Origin of the sequence: Nitrospira sp. ND1, assembly GCF_900170025.1 — a bacterium.
Lineage (GTDB): Bacteria > Nitrospirota > Nitrospiria > Nitrospirales > Nitrospiraceae > Nitrospira_A.
Genome location: NZ_FWEX01000006.1, coordinates 706,988 through 725,110, shown reverse-complemented (window position 1 = coordinate 725,110; position 18,123 = coordinate 706,988). Strand labels below are relative to the sequence as shown.

General features: G+C 61.7%; 16 protein-coding genes. 5 read left to right on the top strand and 11 right to left on the bottom strand.

All coding sequences use genetic code 11. From position 1 onward, the window contains the following. Positions 1-5 precede the first annotated feature (5 nt). The 3 genes from NSND_RS08120 to NSND_RS08110 all read right to left on the bottom strand — a co-directional run bounded on the left by NSND_RS08120 (position 6) and on the right by NSND_RS08110 (position 6,465). Positions 6-1,046: an amidohydrolase family protein gene (locus NSND_RS08120; RefSeq protein ID WP_080878511.1), complete on the bottom strand. Its 1,041-nt coding sequence runs from the start codon at positions 1,044-1,046 to the stop codon at positions 6-8. Beyond that, on the bottom strand, positions 1,046-4,450 hold the full coding sequence (locus NSND_RS08115) for an acyl-[ACP]--phospholipid O-acyltransferase (protein WP_080878509.1): 3,405 nt from the start codon (positions 4,448-4,450) through the stop codon (positions 1,046-1,048). Before NSND_RS08115 ends, NSND_RS08120 begins: the two co-directional genes overlap by 1 nt. A gap of 122 nt (positions 4,451-4,572) precedes the next feature. Further along, the gene (locus NSND_RS08110; protein WP_159450697.1) at positions 4,573-6,465 is read right to left on the bottom strand and encodes a MutS family DNA mismatch repair protein; all 1,893 of its coding nucleotides are present in this window, start codon (positions 6,463-6,465) and stop codon (positions 4,573-4,575) included. Positions 6,466-6,494: 29 nt separating this feature from the next. Here NSND_RS08110 and NSND_RS08105 point away from each other — a divergent pair, with 29 nt between their 5' ends. From NSND_RS08105 to NSND_RS08090, 4 genes are all read left to right on the top strand, one after another. After that, a complete protein-coding gene (locus NSND_RS08105) occupies positions 6,495-7,430 on the top strand; it encodes a 50S ribosomal protein L11 methyltransferase (RefSeq protein ID WP_080880840.1) in 936 nt (311 codons plus the stop codon). 7 nt (positions 7,431-7,437) lie between these two features. Beyond that, the gene (locus NSND_RS08100) at positions 7,438-7,941 is read left to right on the top strand and encodes an MOSC domain-containing protein (protein ID WP_080878506.1); all 504 of its coding nucleotides are present in this window, start codon (positions 7,438-7,440) and stop codon (positions 7,939-7,941) included. Next, positions 7,938-8,597: a class I SAM-dependent methyltransferase gene (locus tag NSND_RS08095; protein ID WP_080878504.1), complete on the top strand. Its 660-nt coding sequence runs from the start codon at positions 7,938-7,940 to the stop codon at positions 8,595-8,597. Before NSND_RS08100 ends, NSND_RS08095 begins: the two co-directional genes overlap by 4 nt. A gap of 129 nt (positions 8,598-8,726) precedes the next feature. After that, the gene (locus NSND_RS08090) at positions 8,727-9,563 is read left to right on the top strand and encodes a formylglycine-generating enzyme family protein (protein ID WP_080880839.1); all 837 of its coding nucleotides are present in this window, start codon (positions 8,727-8,729) and stop codon (positions 9,561-9,563) included. Between the two features lie 59 nt (positions 9,564-9,622). Here NSND_RS08090 and NSND_RS22090 read toward each other — a convergent pair whose 3' ends face one another. From NSND_RS22090 to NSND_RS08045, 8 genes are all read right to left on the bottom strand, one after another. Further along, on the bottom strand, positions 9,623-10,882 hold the full coding sequence (locus NSND_RS22090) for a fibronectin type III domain-containing protein (protein ID WP_080878503.1): 1,260 nt from the start codon (positions 10,880-10,882) through the stop codon (positions 9,623-9,625). A 275-nt stretch (positions 10,883-11,157) separates the two neighbouring features. Then, positions 11,158-11,976, bottom strand: a complete 819-nt coding sequence (locus tag NSND_RS08080) for an alpha/beta hydrolase (RefSeq protein ID WP_159450696.1) — start codon at positions 11,974-11,976, stop codon at positions 11,158-11,160. A gap of 20 nt (positions 11,977-11,996) precedes the next feature. Beyond that, the gene (locus NSND_RS21230) at positions 11,997-13,289 is read right to left on the bottom strand and encodes a hypothetical protein (RefSeq protein WP_159450695.1); all 1,293 of its coding nucleotides are present in this window, start codon (positions 13,287-13,289) and stop codon (positions 11,997-11,999) included. Positions 13,290-13,293: 4 nt separating this feature from the next. Next, the gene (gene thiD, locus NSND_RS08065; RefSeq protein WP_369974243.1) at positions 13,294-14,085 is read right to left on the bottom strand and encodes a bifunctional hydroxymethylpyrimidine kinase/phosphomethylpyrimidine kinase; all 792 of its coding nucleotides are present in this window, start codon (positions 14,083-14,085) and stop codon (positions 13,294-13,296) included. A 39-nt stretch (positions 14,086-14,124) separates the two neighbouring features. Then, positions 14,125-15,102: a FlgO family outer membrane protein gene (locus NSND_RS08060; RefSeq protein ID WP_080878496.1), complete on the bottom strand. Its 978-nt coding sequence runs from the start codon at positions 15,100-15,102 to the stop codon at positions 14,125-14,127. Between the two features lie 75 nt (positions 15,103-15,177). Beyond that, positions 15,178-15,678, bottom strand: a complete 501-nt coding sequence (locus tag NSND_RS08055) for a hypothetical protein (protein WP_080878495.1) — start codon at positions 15,676-15,678, stop codon at positions 15,178-15,180. Next, positions 15,675-16,721: a HEAT repeat domain-containing protein gene (locus NSND_RS08050; protein ID WP_080878492.1), complete on the bottom strand. Its 1,047-nt coding sequence runs from the start codon at positions 16,719-16,721 to the stop codon at positions 15,675-15,677. Before NSND_RS08050 ends, NSND_RS08055 begins: the two co-directional genes overlap by 4 nt. A gap of 142 nt (positions 16,722-16,863) precedes the next feature. Next, positions 16,864-17,691 carry a hypothetical protein gene (locus NSND_RS08045; RefSeq protein ID WP_080878489.1) on the bottom strand — a complete coding sequence of 276 codons (828 nt, stop codon included), beginning with the start codon at positions 17,689-17,691 and terminating at the stop codon, positions 16,864-16,866. Positions 17,692-17,859: 168 nt separating this feature from the next. Here NSND_RS08045 and NSND_RS21225 point away from each other — a divergent pair, with 168 nt between their 5' ends. Further along, on the top strand, positions 17,860-18,027 hold the full coding sequence (locus NSND_RS21225) for a hypothetical protein (protein ID WP_159450694.1): 168 nt from the start codon (positions 17,860-17,862) through the stop codon (positions 18,025-18,027). Positions 18,028-18,123: the final 96 nt, after the last annotated feature.

Genomic DNA, 18,123 nt, shown 5'->3' with positions numbered 1-18,123 from the left:
AATACTCAGTGGCCCGCCATTCCTGATGAATGAGGAAGTAGGTCTCCGAGGGAGCGGAATCCGAGCTGTAGGCCATTGCAGACTTCGACCTGCCGGTCGAAGCGGTTCTTGGTTCCGATCATCTTGCGCAATGTCCCGAGTGCAACCCGGCCCCAGGCTGCCATATGAAATACCGACAACGGATAGTCGGTGCCGAAGAGCAGGCGTTCATGTAGCTCCGGATACTGCCGCAAGTGCAGAAGCATCCGCATTCGGTTCGGCAAGGTGAGGGCGGAAATATCCGCATAGAAATGCGGATAACGCGTCACGAGGTCGCGCAAGGTCGGAAGAAATTTCTCGTAGAGAATCAAGCCATAGCTGCAGGCGTGGGCCGCGATGACGGTGGCGCCTTCCTCCAGCGCCAGGCGCAACCGGTCCGGTTCGCCCACGGACTGGTCCTTGCCGATGAGGCTGAATTCGTAGCCGACATGACTGAGAAACGGCAGCTTTCGCTCCGCCAGGGCGCGGTAGAAGGGGGTGTATTTCCGATCGGCCGGGTCGAACTGTTGCGCGTTGGGCAGGACTTTGACCAGAATTGCGCCCGCGTCGGCGCAACGATGAACTTCGTCGATGGCATCCCGCCGTTGCGGATTGATAGAGGCGCCCGCCAGGAATTCAGTGGGATGGGCTTGCGCGGTCTTGAGGACATAGTCGTTGCCGATGAGAAAGTCGGTGTGTGCCTGATTGTAGCGCCCGTTGTGGTCATAGGTGCCGTCCATGCCGAGCAGCACGGCCTTGTGGACGTGGCGTGAGGCCTTCAGCTCCGTCAGGAGGTCGGCAAGATATTTCTGATTCGCCTCGCGTGGCTTATCCGGTGAGAGACCGTGTTTCCACAGCAGAAACCGGAACAGCGGGCTCTTCAGCGTCTTGGGTGAAATATAGCACCCGTTGTCGCTGTCCGGCAGCGCGGCCAGATGGACATGGCAGTCGATCAGCGTCTTTCCCTGCGGCGTGGCCTTCGAGGGCGGATCTCGTGGTTCGTCGTTCGTCTCTCGTTCTTCGTGCATCACGATGAGCCTTCACGCTCCCCCAGCCGTTCCATCGCGATCCGCTTGAGGGCTCTGAGATCCAGTTTGCCCGTTCCCAGGATCGGGAGTGCCTCGACTTTAATGCAGTGGGTGCGGGAGGGCAGAAATAGATTTGGGAGGCCACCGGCTGCGGCCTTGGCAAGGATCTGGGGGATCCTCTCTTCAGGAAGCGTATGCAATACAGCTAACTGCTCACCTTTACGCTCATCCGGTACGCCGGTGACGGCGCAGATTTGCAGTTCCTCGCCGGATGCCAGTTGGAGCGCCTCTTCCACCTGTCGATGCGGCACCATTTCACCGCCGATCTTCGAAAAGCGTGAGAGCCGATCGGTGATGGTCAAAAACCCATCGTCGTCGAGCGTCGCAATGTCACCGGTAATATACCATCCGTCGCGCATGGCCTGAGCCGTCAAATCCTCGCGGCCCAGGTACCCGTTCATCACGTTCGGCCCTTTGACGAGCAGCATGCCTGCCGTGCCGGGGGGAAGGATCGCAAAGGTCTCCGGATCAACGATGCGGGTGGAGACACCGGGCAGCGGTTGGCCGACGGTGCCACGCCGCGAGGCCGGTTGGAAAAATCCTGCGGCGCGAAAATCCGGGCAGTTCACGGCGATGACCGGCGCACATTCGGTCACGCCATAGCCCTCGATCGGGCCGATACCGAAGCGGTCTTGGAACGATTCGCAAAGGCGAAGCGGCAATTTTTCCGCCCCCGTGAGAACGACACGTAGCGTGCTGAACTGTTCCGGGGTGCAGCGCCGTTGATAGAGCTGCAGAAAGGTGGGGGTGCAGACCAGAAATGTGAGGCGGTGTTTGGCACAGAGTTCACCGATCGCCGTCACATCGAGCGGTGAAGGATGAAACACGGTCGCAGCGCCGTTGAGCGTGACGTACCAGAACACGAGGTAGCCGAACGAGTGGAAGAGGGGAAGAATGCCCAGGATTCGATCATCCTCGGCAAGGGGGAGCACCTGCGAGACGGCCTGCACATTCGCGTCGATGCTGAAGTGAGACAACATCACGCCTTTCGGCTCGCCGGTGCTGCCGCTGCTGAAGATGATGGTGGCGAGGTGATCCATGGTGACGCGTCCGGTCTGTCCGCAGGCCGATTCCAGAAGACGGAGCGGAGCCAGTGCAGCGAGGGCTGCGGCGGTGAGTTTGTCCCTCGTGCCGATGGTGGCGCCGATGTCCTCCAGCCAGAGAATGGTGGGGCCTTCCGGGAGTTCGAGCTTGGCCTTCTCGATAAACTTTCGGCTGGTGACGATAGTGCGCAGGTGCGCCTGGCGGACGGCCGATTCCAGCCCGGCTTTGCCCACGGTGTAGTTGAGGTTGACGCAGGTGCGGCCCGCGAGGGTGGCGGCGACTGTCGTCAGCGCTCCTGCCACGGTCGACGGCAGCAGCAGGCCCACATTCTGTTGGCCCTGCCAGTGGGTTTTCAGGGCGCGTGCCAGGGCGATCGCCCCGATCAAGGCCTGGAGCGAAGACACGTGGGGTTTCGTCGCATCGGCCATTGCGAGGCGGAAGGGATGCCGCCGCATGGTGCTGATGAAGGCCTGGTGCAAGGGGCGCCGGGTCGGTTTCCGTAACTGCCAGGCAGCTTCACCGAGTTCGCGGACGAGGCGACGGAGTTCGTGCGCCGGCGTCTCGGCGGGAACCGGAGTCCCGAACGAAACGGTGACCGGATAAGGAACACGCTCCGGCCATTTGGTGACGAATCGCCCCCCGACAAAACTGAAAATGCTGCCCCAGACGCGATCCAGGTGAACCGGTAGGACCGGAACCGCCCGTCCTTTGACGATCCGTTCGAATCCGCGGCGAAACGGGAGGAGGTTTCCGGTGCGGGTAATTTGGCCTTCAGGGAAAATGCAGACAAGGTCACCGGCATCAAGCGCATGACCCGCCTCGCGCAGGGCGCGGAGAATCACGCGGGGACCGCCAGCCGATGAAATCGGGATGACCTGCAACGCCCGCATGAACGGCTTGAAGAGCCGGTGATTGACGTACTGGGCATCCACAACGAACCGGATGGGACGATCCAGGCTCGCGATCAGCAGAAAGCCGTCGATGAAGGAGATGTGATTGGGGACCAGAAGGGCGCCGCCCGTCACCGGCACCTGCTGCTGTCCGACGATGCGCAACCGGTAGATGGTATTGGTCAGCAGCACGAGAACCAATCGCAGAAAGGTTTCCGGCATGAGCCACATGGCCCAGGCTGTTCCAATGGTCGTGACGAGGGCTGCCGCGAGGAAAATGCCGACGGTCGAAAGGCCTACGTTGGCCAGGATACCGCCACTCAACGACCCCAGCAGGATACCGGTGAAGACACAAATGTTTTCGAGGGCGATGACCGATCCCCGCCGGTCGTGGGGTGCGCGCCACTGTACCAGGGCATTGATGGGGATGAAGATGAGCGCACTCGACATACCCAGCGCGATCATGAGCGCCAGCGTGCCGCCGAACGGGGGCGTCCACCATCCGAGGATCAGGAGGAAAGTGGCGACGCCGGCCGCTCCCAGGGGCACCAGTCCGTATTCCACGCGGGAACGGGAGAGGCGGCCGACCACGAGCGCGCCCAGTCCGATACCCACCGAGATCAAGGCGGAGGGGACGGTCGCCAAGGCATCCGAGAGGCCCAGCACCGCTTTCGCATACACCAATACGTTCTGGACGACGAGGCTGGCGATGGTCCAGAAGAAGACCGCGCCGGTAATGGCGAGACGCAGCAGCCGGTCCGCCTGCAATGCCGACAAGGCTCCGCGCAAGGTGTCGAACAATCCGCCCGCATCGCGTGCCGGCGCCACCGGCGGTACGGCCCAGGCTGCCGCGAATCCGCCCAAGGCCAGCAGGGTCAACGCGAGGGGGGCCAGCCAGGGTTGTGTTCCTGCCCCGGCCAGTAAGAAACCTCCGGCGGTGGTGCCGGTGAGGATCGCCAGGAAGGTGAACAGCTCCAGGATACTGTTGCCTCGCGCGAGTTGTTCGTGCGGGAGCAGTTCGGGAAGAATGCCGTATTTAGCCGGACTGAAGATCGCGCTGTGGACGCCCATACAGGCGAGCACGACGAGTGCCCAGAGCCCTCCGGTCGGGTTCGACAGCAGCGCGAGGGTTGCGGCGGCCATCAGCAGCACCTCCACCGCCTTCATCGTGATGATGACGGTGCGTTTGCTGATACGGTCGGCAAAAAATCCGGCCACGAATGACGTTAGGACCAGCGGCAGGGTGAACACGACCATGGCGAGGGTCGTCTGGGTCTGAGATGCGGTTTCCAGATCCTGGCCCGGCGCGAGTGCGGCTGTGGCTGCCCGGATGCCCAGAAGCGCGACCATGAATTTCCAGGCGTTGTCGTTGAAGGCGCCGCAGAACTGTGCGATCAGGAGTCCGCGCAAGGGAAGTCGGGTCGATGAGGAGTCGGGCTGGGGGTCGATGGGTGCCTCCTGTGTCTATGTGCCGCCGTTCGTGTCCGGAATCGAGGATCAGTCTGCCGAAATTATTGAACTGATGCAATGCGCTATCGTGATGTCGTCGAGGGTGGACTTTCCACCGGCAGCCCTTCGAGTGCCATGATCCGCAGCGCATTGGTGGTGGGGCAGGGACCAGGTTTCAATCGATAATCGAAGTGCAGTGCGCCTTCCGCCACGGTTTCCTGAAAATGCACGTTGGTGACGGTAGGGAGTTGGCGCTCCAAATCAGCCAGTTCTAGGTCATGGGTGGTGACGAGGCCAAATCCGTTTCCTCCTGCTAGGGCCGCAATGATGGCGCGTCCTCCGATGAGCCGCTCCCGGTTGTTGGTGCCTTTGAAGACTTCATCGATCAACCAGAGCACAGGTGGTCTGTTCATGTCCCTGGTGCTGTCGAGAATTTTCTTGAGCCGTTTCACCTCGGCATAAAAAAAGGAGAGGCCGCCGTCGAGGGAATCGTCCACCCGAATACAGCTGCCGATGCGCACCAGCGACCAGCGGAACGAGGCGGCACAGACCGGGCCCCCGGCCTGCGCAAGGCAGGTGTTGATGCCGATGGTGCGGAGAAAGGTGCTCTTGCCGGACATGTTGGAGCCGGTCACCAGGAACATGCGCCCGCGTTCCTGAAACACAATGTGATTGGCCACGCGGGCCTTCGCGGGGATGAGCGGGTGCGCCAGTCCCTGCGCATCGAGGATCGGTCCGGCACCGTTGAGATGGGCGGCGTCATCCGGCTGCTGCAGCGAGGGCCAGGGGTAGTCCGGGTGCAGGTAGGCGAACGTCGCCAGAGAGGCGGCGGCGTCCAATTCGGCCAGCAGCTCGAACCATTGCGGCGCGACGGCGGCAATCCTATCTTGTAGGTGCTGGAGGCGATAGGTGTGGTAGAGGTCCCAGGGACCGAAGGCGTTGATGAGGTAATGCACCAGCGGATGGGCCCGAACGCTGAGCCGGTTCATCACGGAGGCGGCCTGTTTCAGTGAGGTGGAGGGGCTGGTGTCCTGTTGCAGGAGCGGCCGACAGAGTTCCGCCAACCGGGGGGCGGCACGGTACGATCGTCGTTCCAGATAACCTATGACGGCGCTGAGCCGCTCCAGTTGCCGGTGCAGTGATTGGGCATGGTCGAAGATTTCTTCCGAGCGGCTGCGGACGGAGAGAAACAGGAATGCATAGAGACCGAACGACAACATCCAATAGTTGCCGATTCCGTACACGAGATCCGTCAGCATGAGCCCAGCCGTGGCAAGGGCGAGGAAGGTTTCGGTCAGTAGCATGGGCATGAAGCTGGGACTGTCGACCCGCTTCTGCAGCACTGCGAGGAGCCGCCGGCCGTCGATATCGGCGTCTTCAACCGCCTGCGCTTCCAATGATAATCGGTCCCTGAGCAGGGAAAGCGGCGTCAATTCCCTGATGAGAGCCTGCCGGACGGCCCACTGCGCGGGTTCGGGCGGTTGATCGAACAGCCACGAAGCGAGCCGTTCCTGGCCCTGCGACGAGACGGTGTTGTTGATGAGGTGCAGGAGTGAATGGGGCCCGGCGAGGTCGAGGTCGGTCGCGTACCCGTGTCGTTCAGGCACGGGTACCGGGCGAAACGGAATGTCGGCCCAGCCCAGACGCATGCGCGCGAGGTGCACCTGCTTGATGCCCTGCCAGCGGCGGAGCCGGTGCAAGCGATCTTCGAGCCTGTTATGATGCCAGGCCACAATGAGGAACAGCATGAAGCTGAACGCGAGGGTGGCGTTGCCGAGCAGGGTCCATCCCAGTTTATGCGGAATGATAGAGCCGAAAAGTCCGACGGCAAAGATTGCGAGCCGCCAGGTTGTAAACCTTGCGCTGGCCCGGCGGGCATTCGTCTCCAGCTGTGCCACGCGGCGCAGCATTCGCACCAGACTGTGTTCCCGCGCGGGCGACCTTCGTGATGGTGTCAATTCTGTATCAGGTTTCATCGTACCGCTGACGATACTGGGAGTCTGAGATGGCGTCAACCTCGAAGACAGATGATTGTACCGCTGATGTGTCCGACACGCCCGGTCCGGGCGACTGGATTCAAGTCGATGTGCAGACATCGCTCGATGCCGGTGAACTCCTGGGGGTGCTGAACGAGCCGGATGTGACGGGAGCCTGGCAGGAACAGGACTGTATCCATCTCTACTGGCCCGCGGCCCGTTGCGGACCGGATACGTGGCAGGGCCTGAGGTCTGCGTTGAGCCGACTTGATCATCCTGACCCGGCCGGCGCGATTACCATCAACCGCCTGGCGGACCGTGACTGGAACGCCCAGTGGTCGCGTCTGGTGGAGCCGATCAGGGTGGGGCGGGTGGTCATCAGGCCAAGTTGGAAAGCGGTGGCGCTGAATCCCGATGACATCGAATTGCTCATCGATCCCAAGCAGGCGTTCGGCACCGGCCACCATGCGACCACCCAGCTGTTGATCGAATGGCTGCAAGAGGTGGTGACGCCCACCGATCGCGTGCTGGATGTAGGAACCGGGAGCGGTGTGTTGGCGATGGTGGCGTTGCGGCTCGGGGCCTCGGAGGCAGTCGGGGAGGATTTCGATCCGGTGGCGATTGAGTGCGCGCGGGACTACGCTCAGGTCAACAAGTTCGATGCGCGGCTGACATTGGCGGTGGAATATGCTCAGACGCAGCAATCTCACCACGGATTCGAGCCCACTCTGGTCCTCGCGAATTTGGATCGGCAGACCCTGTTGAACGCTGCGAAGACGCTCTGTGGATATGCGGCGGGCGGCGCGCGCCTGCTGCTGTCCGGTCTGCTGGTCGATCAGCGGGCGGAGGTCGAAGCCGCCTATGCCGGGCATGGAGTCTACGTGAGGGCATCGAGAGAACGTGACGGATGGGTCGCCCTGGAGGCCACCGGCATGGAATCCTGTGACGGCGGGCTCTGCTCCTGATACCGAGATGGCACAACCGGTCATTCCACAGGTGCATCAGGTGAGCCTGTCTGACGGCGGGGTGCCGAAGTCGGCGGTACTGTCTGCGCAGGTGACGCGTGACGGATTGGTCGGGGATCGTCAGCGCAACCGGAAATATCACGGCGGTCCGGATCGGGCGGTCTGCCTCTTTTCCCTGGAGGTGATCGACGCCCTTCGGGCTGAAGGTCATTCGATCGGTCCTGGTTCGTCCGGGGAGAATCTCACTCTGGCGGGGCTCGACTGGTCACTCATCCGGCCCGGTGATCGACTTCGAATCGGTGAGCAGGTGCGGCTGGAGATGACGAGTTATACGACGCCCTGTCGATACAATGCGCAGTGGTTCAAGGACGGGGACTATGAACGAATTGCCCAGGAGACGCATCCCGGATGGAGCCGGCTCTATGCGCGGGTTCTTCACGAAGGGACGGTGCGGCCGGGAGATCCTGTTGTGCTGGAATCGGACGACCTAAGCGGGTGGGGTGATCGATGAAGCGCGTGCTGGAACCGGAGCTGATGGACGATGCGGCGCAGGCCCGTGCCTATGCGAAGGCGGATTTCGCTGAGGAGAATCAGGGTTTCGTCGATCGTTTTCGCGAATACTTTCCCGATTGGGCCGGCGGTCATGTCGTCGATCTGGGATGCGGACCGGGAGATATTCCCATTCGTTTTCTCCGCTCTTTCCCGGACGCCCGAGTGACGGCCGTGGATGCCAGCCGTCCCATGCTGGATTTGGCGGCGGAGGCGATCGCCCGTTCGGGACTGGCGAATCGCATCACCCTCTGTTGTGAGCGGTTTCAATCGCTCAACCTGCCGGAACAGGCCGATGCTCTGTTGTCGAACAGTCTCCTGCACCATGTCCCGAATCCGCTGCAGTTCTGGTTTCGCCTGAAGCAATTGGCTAAGCCCGGCGCTTGTGTTCTGGTGATGGATCTTTTGCGGCCGGACTCTCCTGAGGCGGCTCAGGCCCTAGTGGATCAATATGCAGGCAAAGAAGATCCGATCTTGAAGCGCGATTTTTACAACTCGCTGTTGGCCGCATTCACCGAGGATGATGTCGCGGCGCAATTGGCCGAGATGAACCTCTCCCGGCTCCTCATCGACGTGCCGGATGACCGGCATTGGGTCGTCGGTGGAATCCTTCTTTAATCAGCCATGGTGAAAACGAGCTCCAACGGCGTTCTCACCTCGTTTTGACCACCCTGCTCTTCTCATGACTCGTTCAGGGTTCTCGCAGAGCGCTCGCGCCTGGGGGGCTGTTTGTGTATGCTTCCCGGCATGCGATTGCTTGTGAGTCTCCTCATCCTGTCTCTCTCGATTACCGGTTTGGCAACCGGCGATTCAGCGTACGCACAGCTTGAGCGGCTGCGGAAAAACAAAGAGGTTGAAGCTGCGCCGCTTCCCGACCCGCCCATGGTCTCGATTCCTGAAGGAGACTTTCTCATGGGGGCCGACGGAACGGATGCGCTGGAGGATGAGCGGCCGCAACACCGGGTATGGGTCGACCGGTTCGAGATCGACCGGTACGAAGTCACGACCCGGAGGTATGCCGAATTTCTCTCGGTGACGAGCCGGGCTGAGCCCTGGCAATGGGAGGCGGTGGATCCGGCCCGGCATCATGATCGCCCGGTCATCGGCGTTAGTTGGTTCGATGCGGAGGCCTATTGTCGCTGGCGGGGTGCACGGCTCCCGACTGAAGCCGAGTGGGAGAAGGCCGCAAGGGGGAGTGATGGGCGATTGTTTCCCTGGGGCAATCGGACTCCGACTGATGAGGTGGCGAACTTCGGGCTTGGCGCCCGATTCAGCTACAGCCAGGTGCTTGCGCCAGTTCAACGGTACGATACCGGTCGCAGCCCCTATGGGCTGCATCAGATGGCGGGGAATGTCGGGGAATGGGTTGCCGATTGGTACGGGGCCAATTACTACGAAACCAGCGCTTCGAAGAATCCAGCCGGACCGGAACGGGGAGCGTTTCGTGTCGTGCGTGGCGGGTCCTGGTCGGACTTGCCGAAGTACTTGCTGACCTACGGTCGGTCGAAGTTGCCGCCGGAGACTCGCAATAGCTATACGGGATTTCGCTGCGCCAGGGCGGTCCTTCCGATCACTTCCCCGTAAGCTGGGCGCCTGCTGCGCGCCAGCTCACGGTCTCTCGCTCTTCTCTATTTCGCGTTCGCTTAGAACAGGCTCTTGCTGACCTCCGCAGACTTGGCACTTTCGTTCCCAGACTTGTCGAAGGCCGATACGGCAAAGAAATAGGTCGCACCGACCGGTAGATTCTGGATCGTGAAGTTGGTGCGGTTGGTGACTTCGAAGGGCCCCGCAAATCCATAACTGCCCGATCGCGTCCCGACGTAGATCCGATACCCTGCCAGATCCGACTCGGTATTCGCATTCCAGCTGACCGTGGCACTCGCAGTCTTGGGTGCCGTCGACGAAGGCGTGGTCGCCACCGGGAGCGGCGACGGCGGAGTGGGGGGCGGAGGAGGCGGTGCGGTGACCGCCGATTGAGTCGGCGCCGACGGTGCTGCAGCGGCCGTCTGGCCTGCGGCAACCGTAAACGTCACCGGGATGCGCAGTGTGTTGGAGAAGTTGTTCGGGCCGGACTCGACGATATACACCACCGCTGAGTAGGTTCCTGCTGCAAGGCCGGTGGACTTGGCTGTCACGACAATCTGATCTGTTTCACTGGAGATCGTCTGAGTGCTTCCATACGGTGGGTTGAGCCACACCCAGGGCTGGCTGGTGCTGAGCGAATAGATATGCTGGTCCGTTCCTGTTTTGCGCAGGCTCAAGGTGCCGGCTGCGCTGGCGCTGGTGAGTGCCAGCGAAGCGGGATTGGCCTGGATCGGCCCGGTGGCAACCGGGGAGNNGGGTTTAGGCGTCGGAGGGGTCACGGCCGGTGGCGCTGCGGGCGGCGGGGGCGGCGGTGTCGCAACCGGCGAAGCCGTCACCGTGAGCGTGACCGGGATCCGCAGCATATTGGTGAAGTTATTGGGGCCCGAGTCGACGACATAGACCACGGCCGAATGTGTTCCGGCCGGCAGGTTGGCGGTTTGCGCCGTGATGACCAATTGATCGGTTTCGGAGGTAATGGACTGGGTGCTGCCGTAGGGCGGGTTCATCCAGATCCACGATTGATTCGTGCTGAGATAGTAGGTGTGTTGATCCGTGCTGGACTTCTTGAGCGTGAGCCTCCCGACGGCAGTGTTGCCTTTCTGAGCCGTCAGGACCAGCGCGGTCGGGTTGGGCAGGATGGGTGCGGTTCCGCTGCCCTGGGCTTTCGTGACAGCCGCCGCAAGGGATGGTTGTTGCAGCAGGCTCATCGTGGTGGAGCTGTCCGCGGCCACCGCATATGAAGACCCCCCTGCCTGGAGCAGGGCGGAAGACAAACAACCGACAGCACCCATCACAAGCACGCTCGTTGACGTCTTCATCGTAGTTCCTCCGGGAAAATCGAGACGCTGGATGAGCAACCAGTGTGCCAGGCGTCGAAGTGGTGCGATCGCCAGAAAGCCCCGTCACGAGCCATTTTGCGGGCAATCGAGCTGCGGGTTTCTAGTCGTTATTTTTTGCTGTGCAAGATGGAGCAGTGGCTGCAGGAGAAAGCCTCCGGCGGGACGCGGTGTGGCAACATCGATGAGCAACCGGGATTGTGAACGAGTCTCAGGAGTCGTCGTCGTTCAGTGGGCGAAGTGTGAACCGGCCGGTGTCAGGCCTTGGGATGTCGGGAGACCCACTCGGTGAGGAGCGTTAACATCCGTTGGAAATCCGGTGGTTTCGTGAAGCGGTGATCGGCACCCGGAAGAATGTCCAATCGTTTCGGCCCCGGTAGGGCCTCGAAGAGTCGCTGACTCTGGTGGAGGGGCACGTACTCATCATGATCGCCCTGGACGATCAACGTGGGAACGGCGATGGTTCGGGCTGGTTCATACGCAATCCGGTTGAGGCAGTCCTGGTAGAAGGCATAGTCGAGGGGAAGGCGAGTGACTCCTCCGTGAAGATCGGGTATCGTGTCGGTTTGTTTCCATTCTTGAATGCCGTCTTCTCCCAACTCGAGTCGAAGCTCTTCTCCGAAGTCGACCACAGGACATTTCAGCGCGAGGCATGCCAGTGGCGGAATGGATGCCGGTTTCGAGGTGTGCATTCTTGTCCAGTCAGCGGCGGCGAGAATCGACAGGAGACCACCGAAGCTGGAGCCCACGAGTCCGAGTCGGTGGTACCCCCGGGTCAGGAGGTAGTGCAAGGCTGCGAGCGCCTGGCCGACTCCGATGGTGGTCGTCAATTTGGCGAAGGGTCCATCGCTGTCGCCATGCCCGAAGCAATCGAACCGGAACGTGGCAATCCCCCGGCCGATTAAGAGCTCGGTCAGAGCCTGGTTGCTCGAACTGTTTTTATGGGAGAGAAACCCGTGACAAAGGACCGCGACCTGATCCGTCGTTTGTTCAGGCCTGGCCAGGACGGCTGCGATACGGTGGCCGAGCCTGTCGTGGAAAAAGACTGTTTCTTCCCTGGGCTGAATCGTTGGCATAACCGGTGATTCGAGTCTGGTTAATGTGTTGCGGCGCGGTCGCCGGTCGGCATCGTTCCTACCATCTGCGTGATCTTCATCGTCACCATCGTCAGGTGGAGCAAGAGAAGTCCCAGACTTCCCCAGGTTCCTGCCTGGATCCAGATCGAAGAAAGCGGGAGATTCCAGGTCAGCGAGGCGACGAGGACAAGCCCCAAGGTTCCAAAGCTGAGCGTGGACACCTGCAGCGCCCGCCATCGGTTCGCGATTTGCGCAAGGGTGTCCTGATAGGCGACCCGCTTTTTGTGACTGGTGACCCGTTGCGCTGCCAGCAGCGCAGGCAACGCATAAGACAGTCCGGCGACGGTCGCTTGTAGGAAAAATCCCAGGAACGCCGTGTGGGTATAGGCGACCAGGTGAAGCGTCCCGTAAGGCATCACCGGCGGGGTCCACAGGACATTGATCCCGACCGCCATGCCGATACAGGTCATGATGAGCAGCAGACACAGGGCGATCATAAGGTGGTCGGTGGCGGCGGATCCCGGCTGGCCGGCCTGGTTCCAGGTGCGGAGGAGATTGACGCTGCCGAGCGCCAGCGTCACCAGGAAGCCACCGCCGGCGACCAGTTGAATGTGAACGGAGGACAATAAAAATCCTGTGATCAGTCCCGCGGCGCAAGCCGGCAGAAGGAGCAGGACCAGCTGTCCGAGGGCGACGCTGCGCAGCGGGCGATTCATCAGTCCGGGCATCGTCGTTTGTATCGCTCCGACGACCCCCAGTGTGAGGAAGAGCAAAAGCCCCGCGTGCAGATGGCCCAGACGCAGGATGCCATGCCAGGTGGGGAACCAGGCGCCGGCCAGGAACTCGCCCAGGGCCAGGGTGCCGAACAGTCCGGTGAGGCTGATTCCAAAGTAGAAGGTCGACAAGGGAGTCCAGCCGGAACTGGTCCGAAGTCCCAGCATCAGGTGGCGTACCATGGGAACAAACAGCGCGGCCAGCAACAGCCCGGCCCCTATGGTCAGGGTGGAGTCACGCAACCAGGCCCCGGCGGCTAGCCCGAGGGCCGAGAGATTCATACTGACGAACAGCAGGCGGTGTCTCTGCCCTTTGGTATCGTGGCCGGCGAGGGCGACTGCGGTGAGCGCCAGGCCGGTCATGATCTGGAGGAGGCCGCCGATAAGCGCCCCGTGGACGTGCAATAGGCGCAGCCCGGGAGGGAGCGGGGAGCCGCGCACGATGCCGAGAAAGGTCGCGAGTCCGAGCAGTGACGTCAGCAGCAGCCAGCTCCATCCGGTCAGCAGAAAGGACGATGGGGATCCGGGCCCTCGACTCATAGCGCTAACCCTGATTCAAGAAATAGAAATGGTTGGTGGGACCCTTGCCGTGTCCGATGGCCAGGCTGTGGCGGATGGCCTCGGTGAGATAGGTCTTGGCGGTTTGAACGGCATCGGGGACGGTTTTCCCCCGGGCGATATGCGCCGCGATGGCTGACGCAAAGGTGCAGCCGGTGCCGTGGGTATGCGGCGTATCGATGAACTCACCCTTGTAGATATTGAAGAAGCGGCCGTCATACAGCAGGTCGGTGGCGCGGTCGCTGGCTAAGTGTCCTCCTTTGATGAGGACGTTGGCGCAGCCGAACTGGTGAATGATCTTGGCGGCCCGGCGGGCATCGGCGAGCGAGGTGATTTCGATGCCTGAGAGCTGTTGGGCTTCGTGCACGTTCGGCGTCACCAGCAGGGCGAGTGGAAACAGTTCCTTCTTGATCGTGTCGATGGCGTCGGGCTTCAGGAGGGCCTGACCGCCCTTGGCGATCATCACGGGGTCTACCACCAGGTTCTTCACCTGCTGCGGTTTGAGGAGTTTCACGACGGTCTTGACGATGTCGGTGGAGGAGAGCATGCCGGTTTTGACCGCCGCGACGTCGAAATCGTCGAAGATCGCGTCGAGTTGGGCGGCAATGATCGAGGTGGGCAACTCAAACACGTCGGCCACCTCTTCCGTGTTCTGGGCCGTGATGGCGGTGATGACCGACATCGCATACACCCCGTTGGCCGACATGGCCTTCAGGTCCGCCTGAATCCCTGCTCCGCCGCCCGAGTCCGAACCCGCTATCGTCAAGACTTGTTTAATCATGAAGGTTTCCTGTGCCTATATTCCGGAGATAATCACTTATGGTGTGGGGGTGTCTGCTGCCTGCGGGGCCGGCGCTTCTGCCTCGGCGGCCGGCGCGGCTTCGAGTTTCAGTCCATCCAGGGTGACGACACGGTCGGGCCTCGGCGAGGTCTCGTGGTAATGCAGCGTCACGGGTCCCGTGGGCGGTTTGTTCGTCGCGATGAAGGAGAGGCTCGCATGCTGCTGCCGTCTGGGGTTCAGTTCCATGCCGCGCGTACAGAGGCCTTCGCGATTCTGGGCGACATCCTGCCGCCACTGTTCGCCCTGCTCATCCACCAGGTACGTGTCCAGAAGTTGGCACCCGATCTTGACCGGATGGGTACTGCGATTGACGAACAGCAGGTCGATCTCGATCTGGTCATCCTGCCTGGAGATGGTCATCACACTGACTTTGTACAACTCATTCTCATGGGCGTTCAAGACCGGGGTGGTCGGTTCCGGTGGGGTCGCCGGTGCGGGCGGTTTAGGGGCATTCGCCTGCTTGAGCAGCGCGGCGAGCGGGCCGGCTTTGGGTATGATCGCCCGGGCGGCGCCCACCGGAAACACGGTGTAGGGGCCGATCAATTTGGCGGTGACTTGCACGCCTTCGGGAATTTCAAGATAGGCGCCGGTGACGTAGAGATCGGCGCGTAATGCCTTCGCGACCTTCTTGGCGGCTTTGGCCTGCGACGTGTCGAGATGGGTGAGCTGGTGTTTCTCCATGGTGGCGACCAGGAGCTTGCGATCGACGACTTTCAGCTCTCCGGCCACCAGCAGATGGGTCGCCAGTTCTTCGGCGAGGAATTGACCGATGGGCGTCACCTCGCCCGTGCTGTCCACGAAATCCAACAGCGCAAGCCGGGACTTTTTCATTTTAATGGCTTCTGCCGCCACCCCTTCGGCCAATTCCTTCACGCTGTCTTCATACTTCGACGCAGCCAAGACGGCGGAGTGCCAGAGGATGAGCAGAACGAGGGACCAGAGGAGACGGATCATCGGGAGGCACTCACGGCATAATCACGCATGGCCCACATTATACTCACGTCGTCGAGACTGTCCAGCCCGTGTCATTCAAGAGGAAGGCCTCGGCAGGAGCATTCTGGCGATGACGCGTCCCAACCCGTACCCGATCGGCATACTGGCCAGCAGGATGACCGGCAGATAGAGATAGGCAAGCGCCCCCTGCGCATCCGGATGGATCAACACCTCAAGATGGGTCCAACCCGCAAGGACCAGCATGCCGAGTCCTGCGCCGGCGAGCCCCAATGTCCGTCGACGCGCAATCAGCGGCTCCTGAGCAGGAGCGGCTCCCAGGTGCAGCAGCATCAGCACCGCGAGGATCACGAAGGGAACGGCCGTCAACAGGCCGATAAGGAAGAAATTATAGCCGGGAGCGAAGAGGTGCAGGGTAAACGATCGCCAGGCCCGTGCAACGGGGACCTGGTGCACTACGACCTCCACCGCCAGCATGATGGCCCAGGGGAACAGCAGCCCGCCGATCACACTTCCCCAGAAACCCAGGCGAGTCAGGAGGCGAAGTCTCGAGGAGGTTTCGTGTGTCGTCGCGATCATGGACGAGTCGCCTTTTCGGAGGATGCCGCCGGTGCCATTGCGGCCTCAATCCCGGCGATGGCCTCGGCGACGGCTTCCCGTACCACCGGATCGAGGTCCTGCTGCCGCTGTTGAAGAGGCTGGAGCGCTTGCTTGGCGGAAACTCCCATCGGGCCGATTGCTTCTGCCGCGAGGTACCGAACGAGCGGCCGGTCATCCTGGAGCAGCGGCAGGATCGGGAATAGGGCATCGCCTGCCGCCGGACCCAGCTGGGCCAACTGATGCAAGGCATAGTCGCGCGCGGCTGAATGTTGGACCATCATGCCCAATGATTCGAGCTGTGCTGCATCGTCCGGCTTTGCCTTATCCAGCGCACTGCGGGCCAGCGTGGCCATCGATCTGTCCGAATCGGACAGCAGCGGTGTCAGCGCAGCGATCACGGGCTGTGTCAGGGGAACCGTAAAGGCAAATTGGGTGACGGCTGTCTGGCGAACCAGTGAGGAGGAATCGCGCAGTCCCTCCAGCAAGGCAGCCACGATCGGTGGGGATGGAATGCCGATGCTCGCCAGGGCCATCAGCGCATTGCGCCGCACGAGTTCATCGGGATCGTGCCCCACCGCCAGAAGGGCCGGCACTGCCGGCTTGGCCACCGGGCCCAGGCTCCCGAGTACTGCGCAGGCGGTGCGGCGCTGTTGTGCATCCTGGTCCAGCAGGCGCGGAATAAAGTGGGTCATGACCTGCCGGGCCGCCGTCAGATCGATCGATTTCAGCGCCGCGGCAGCGGTGGTGTTCGCGTGCTGACTGCCATCCCGCGTGGCTTGGGCCAGCAATCGAGGAATTGCCGCCTGCGCGGCGGGCCCGACCTGTCCAAGCTGTTCCGCCGCGACGATGCGTGTGGATGGATCGTCGTCCTGGAGCATCTCGATCCATGTCGGCACCGCTCGTGCGCCGGTGGAAAGCCAATACCACAGACCCAGCAGGCCGAGGAAGAGAACGAGCCCAAGCAGGTGCAGCGTAATCTCGCGCGGGGTCAGGACGGTGGGCGACGAAGCGTTGCCGGTCATGCGGACGGCCAATATCGTGAAGTGCAAGGTGCCGAGATCAGCCTATCACAATGGAGGGTGAAGCTGAGGGGGCAAGTGAGCGCCGGCATTCAGCGCTGCACAGGAAGGTGGAGAACGGATGGTTGCGGAAGGGGACGCGGGATCAGTAGGGGGCCGTGCGGCGTTCGAAGGTCATGTGGTTGAAGTCGTGCAGCAGGCGGGGTTCGGCCAGGCCGGAGTCGGTGAGCGAGGCGGTCCAGAGGCACCCGGACTCTGCCCAGACCAATCTGGTACCATCCAGATCTGCCCACTCCCATCCCGGCTGTTTTAGACAGAAGTTGGATTGGGCTTGAATCAACTCATGCTCATCCCAGTAGCAGCCTTTGCCTGGAGAACTGCCGATTTGCGCATGGGCATATTTCCGCAAGATCCATCCGTTCACGAGCGGTTTCTCAAAGATGTCGCATTGATCCGTGCTGCCGGCCGAGAGGTGATTGATCAGCATCCAGCCATCCCGCAGCAGGCGGGGGTAGTATACGCCTAGACATTCCCCGCCCCGGCCACCTGGATGGCGATAGACCTGATCACGATGCAGTCTTGTCGAGTCGCGCCCTGGCAGATGGCAACCGTCGCCGTTCAGCCAATATCGATCATTATCAATGAAGAGCCCGCCGCCGTTCCAACAATCGCCTTTAGGAAAGAAGGCTGAGGCTTTCAGGTACGGTGCCCGTGAAATAGCCGACCAGGATCCCTTCGACAAGCCACTCCACTTGCCGTCCATTGCAAAGTAGATGAAGTGGGTACCATCCGGTGAGAGATCGCACCGCCGCTCATAGATCCGGCCCTTGAACCATTGCCCAAGCGTGAAACGATCAGTCCGGCGATCCCACAGCAGGGTACACACCTGCCGCGACGGCCCCCGGCGGATGACCACTCCAACCGGCGCTTCCCTGGCGAGCAGCACGTGAAGCCTGGCGGGGAACGATTGCATGCTGAAGGAAGTCTAGCACGGGGGCGCTGGAGATTAGCTGCGGTGGCCGGCGGTCCATGTTCCTACTACGGGGATATTCCACGCACGACCTGGGGATTTCCCTCGTAGTCCACGGCCGACAGCAGGGCTAGCATGACAGTAGGACCACCAGCAACACAGGAGGTCACCATGCCCATCTACTTCCTCATCGGCCTCACAATCCTCATCCTCGTGATTGCAGTCTACGCGACGGTTGCAGAAGAAGAGGACGAATCCACGCCGGTGGACTCAATTCCGCCATCAGATTGGGACGCGCAGACGCACGAACAGCAGCAGGAATATCGCAAAGCAAGTTGAGCAGGGCAAGAGAAGCGCGGTGAAGCCGCTGGCGTCAGGCGATCATTAGAGCTGCGTGACAGCCCACGAGCGGATGACCACTTCTACCGGCACCGC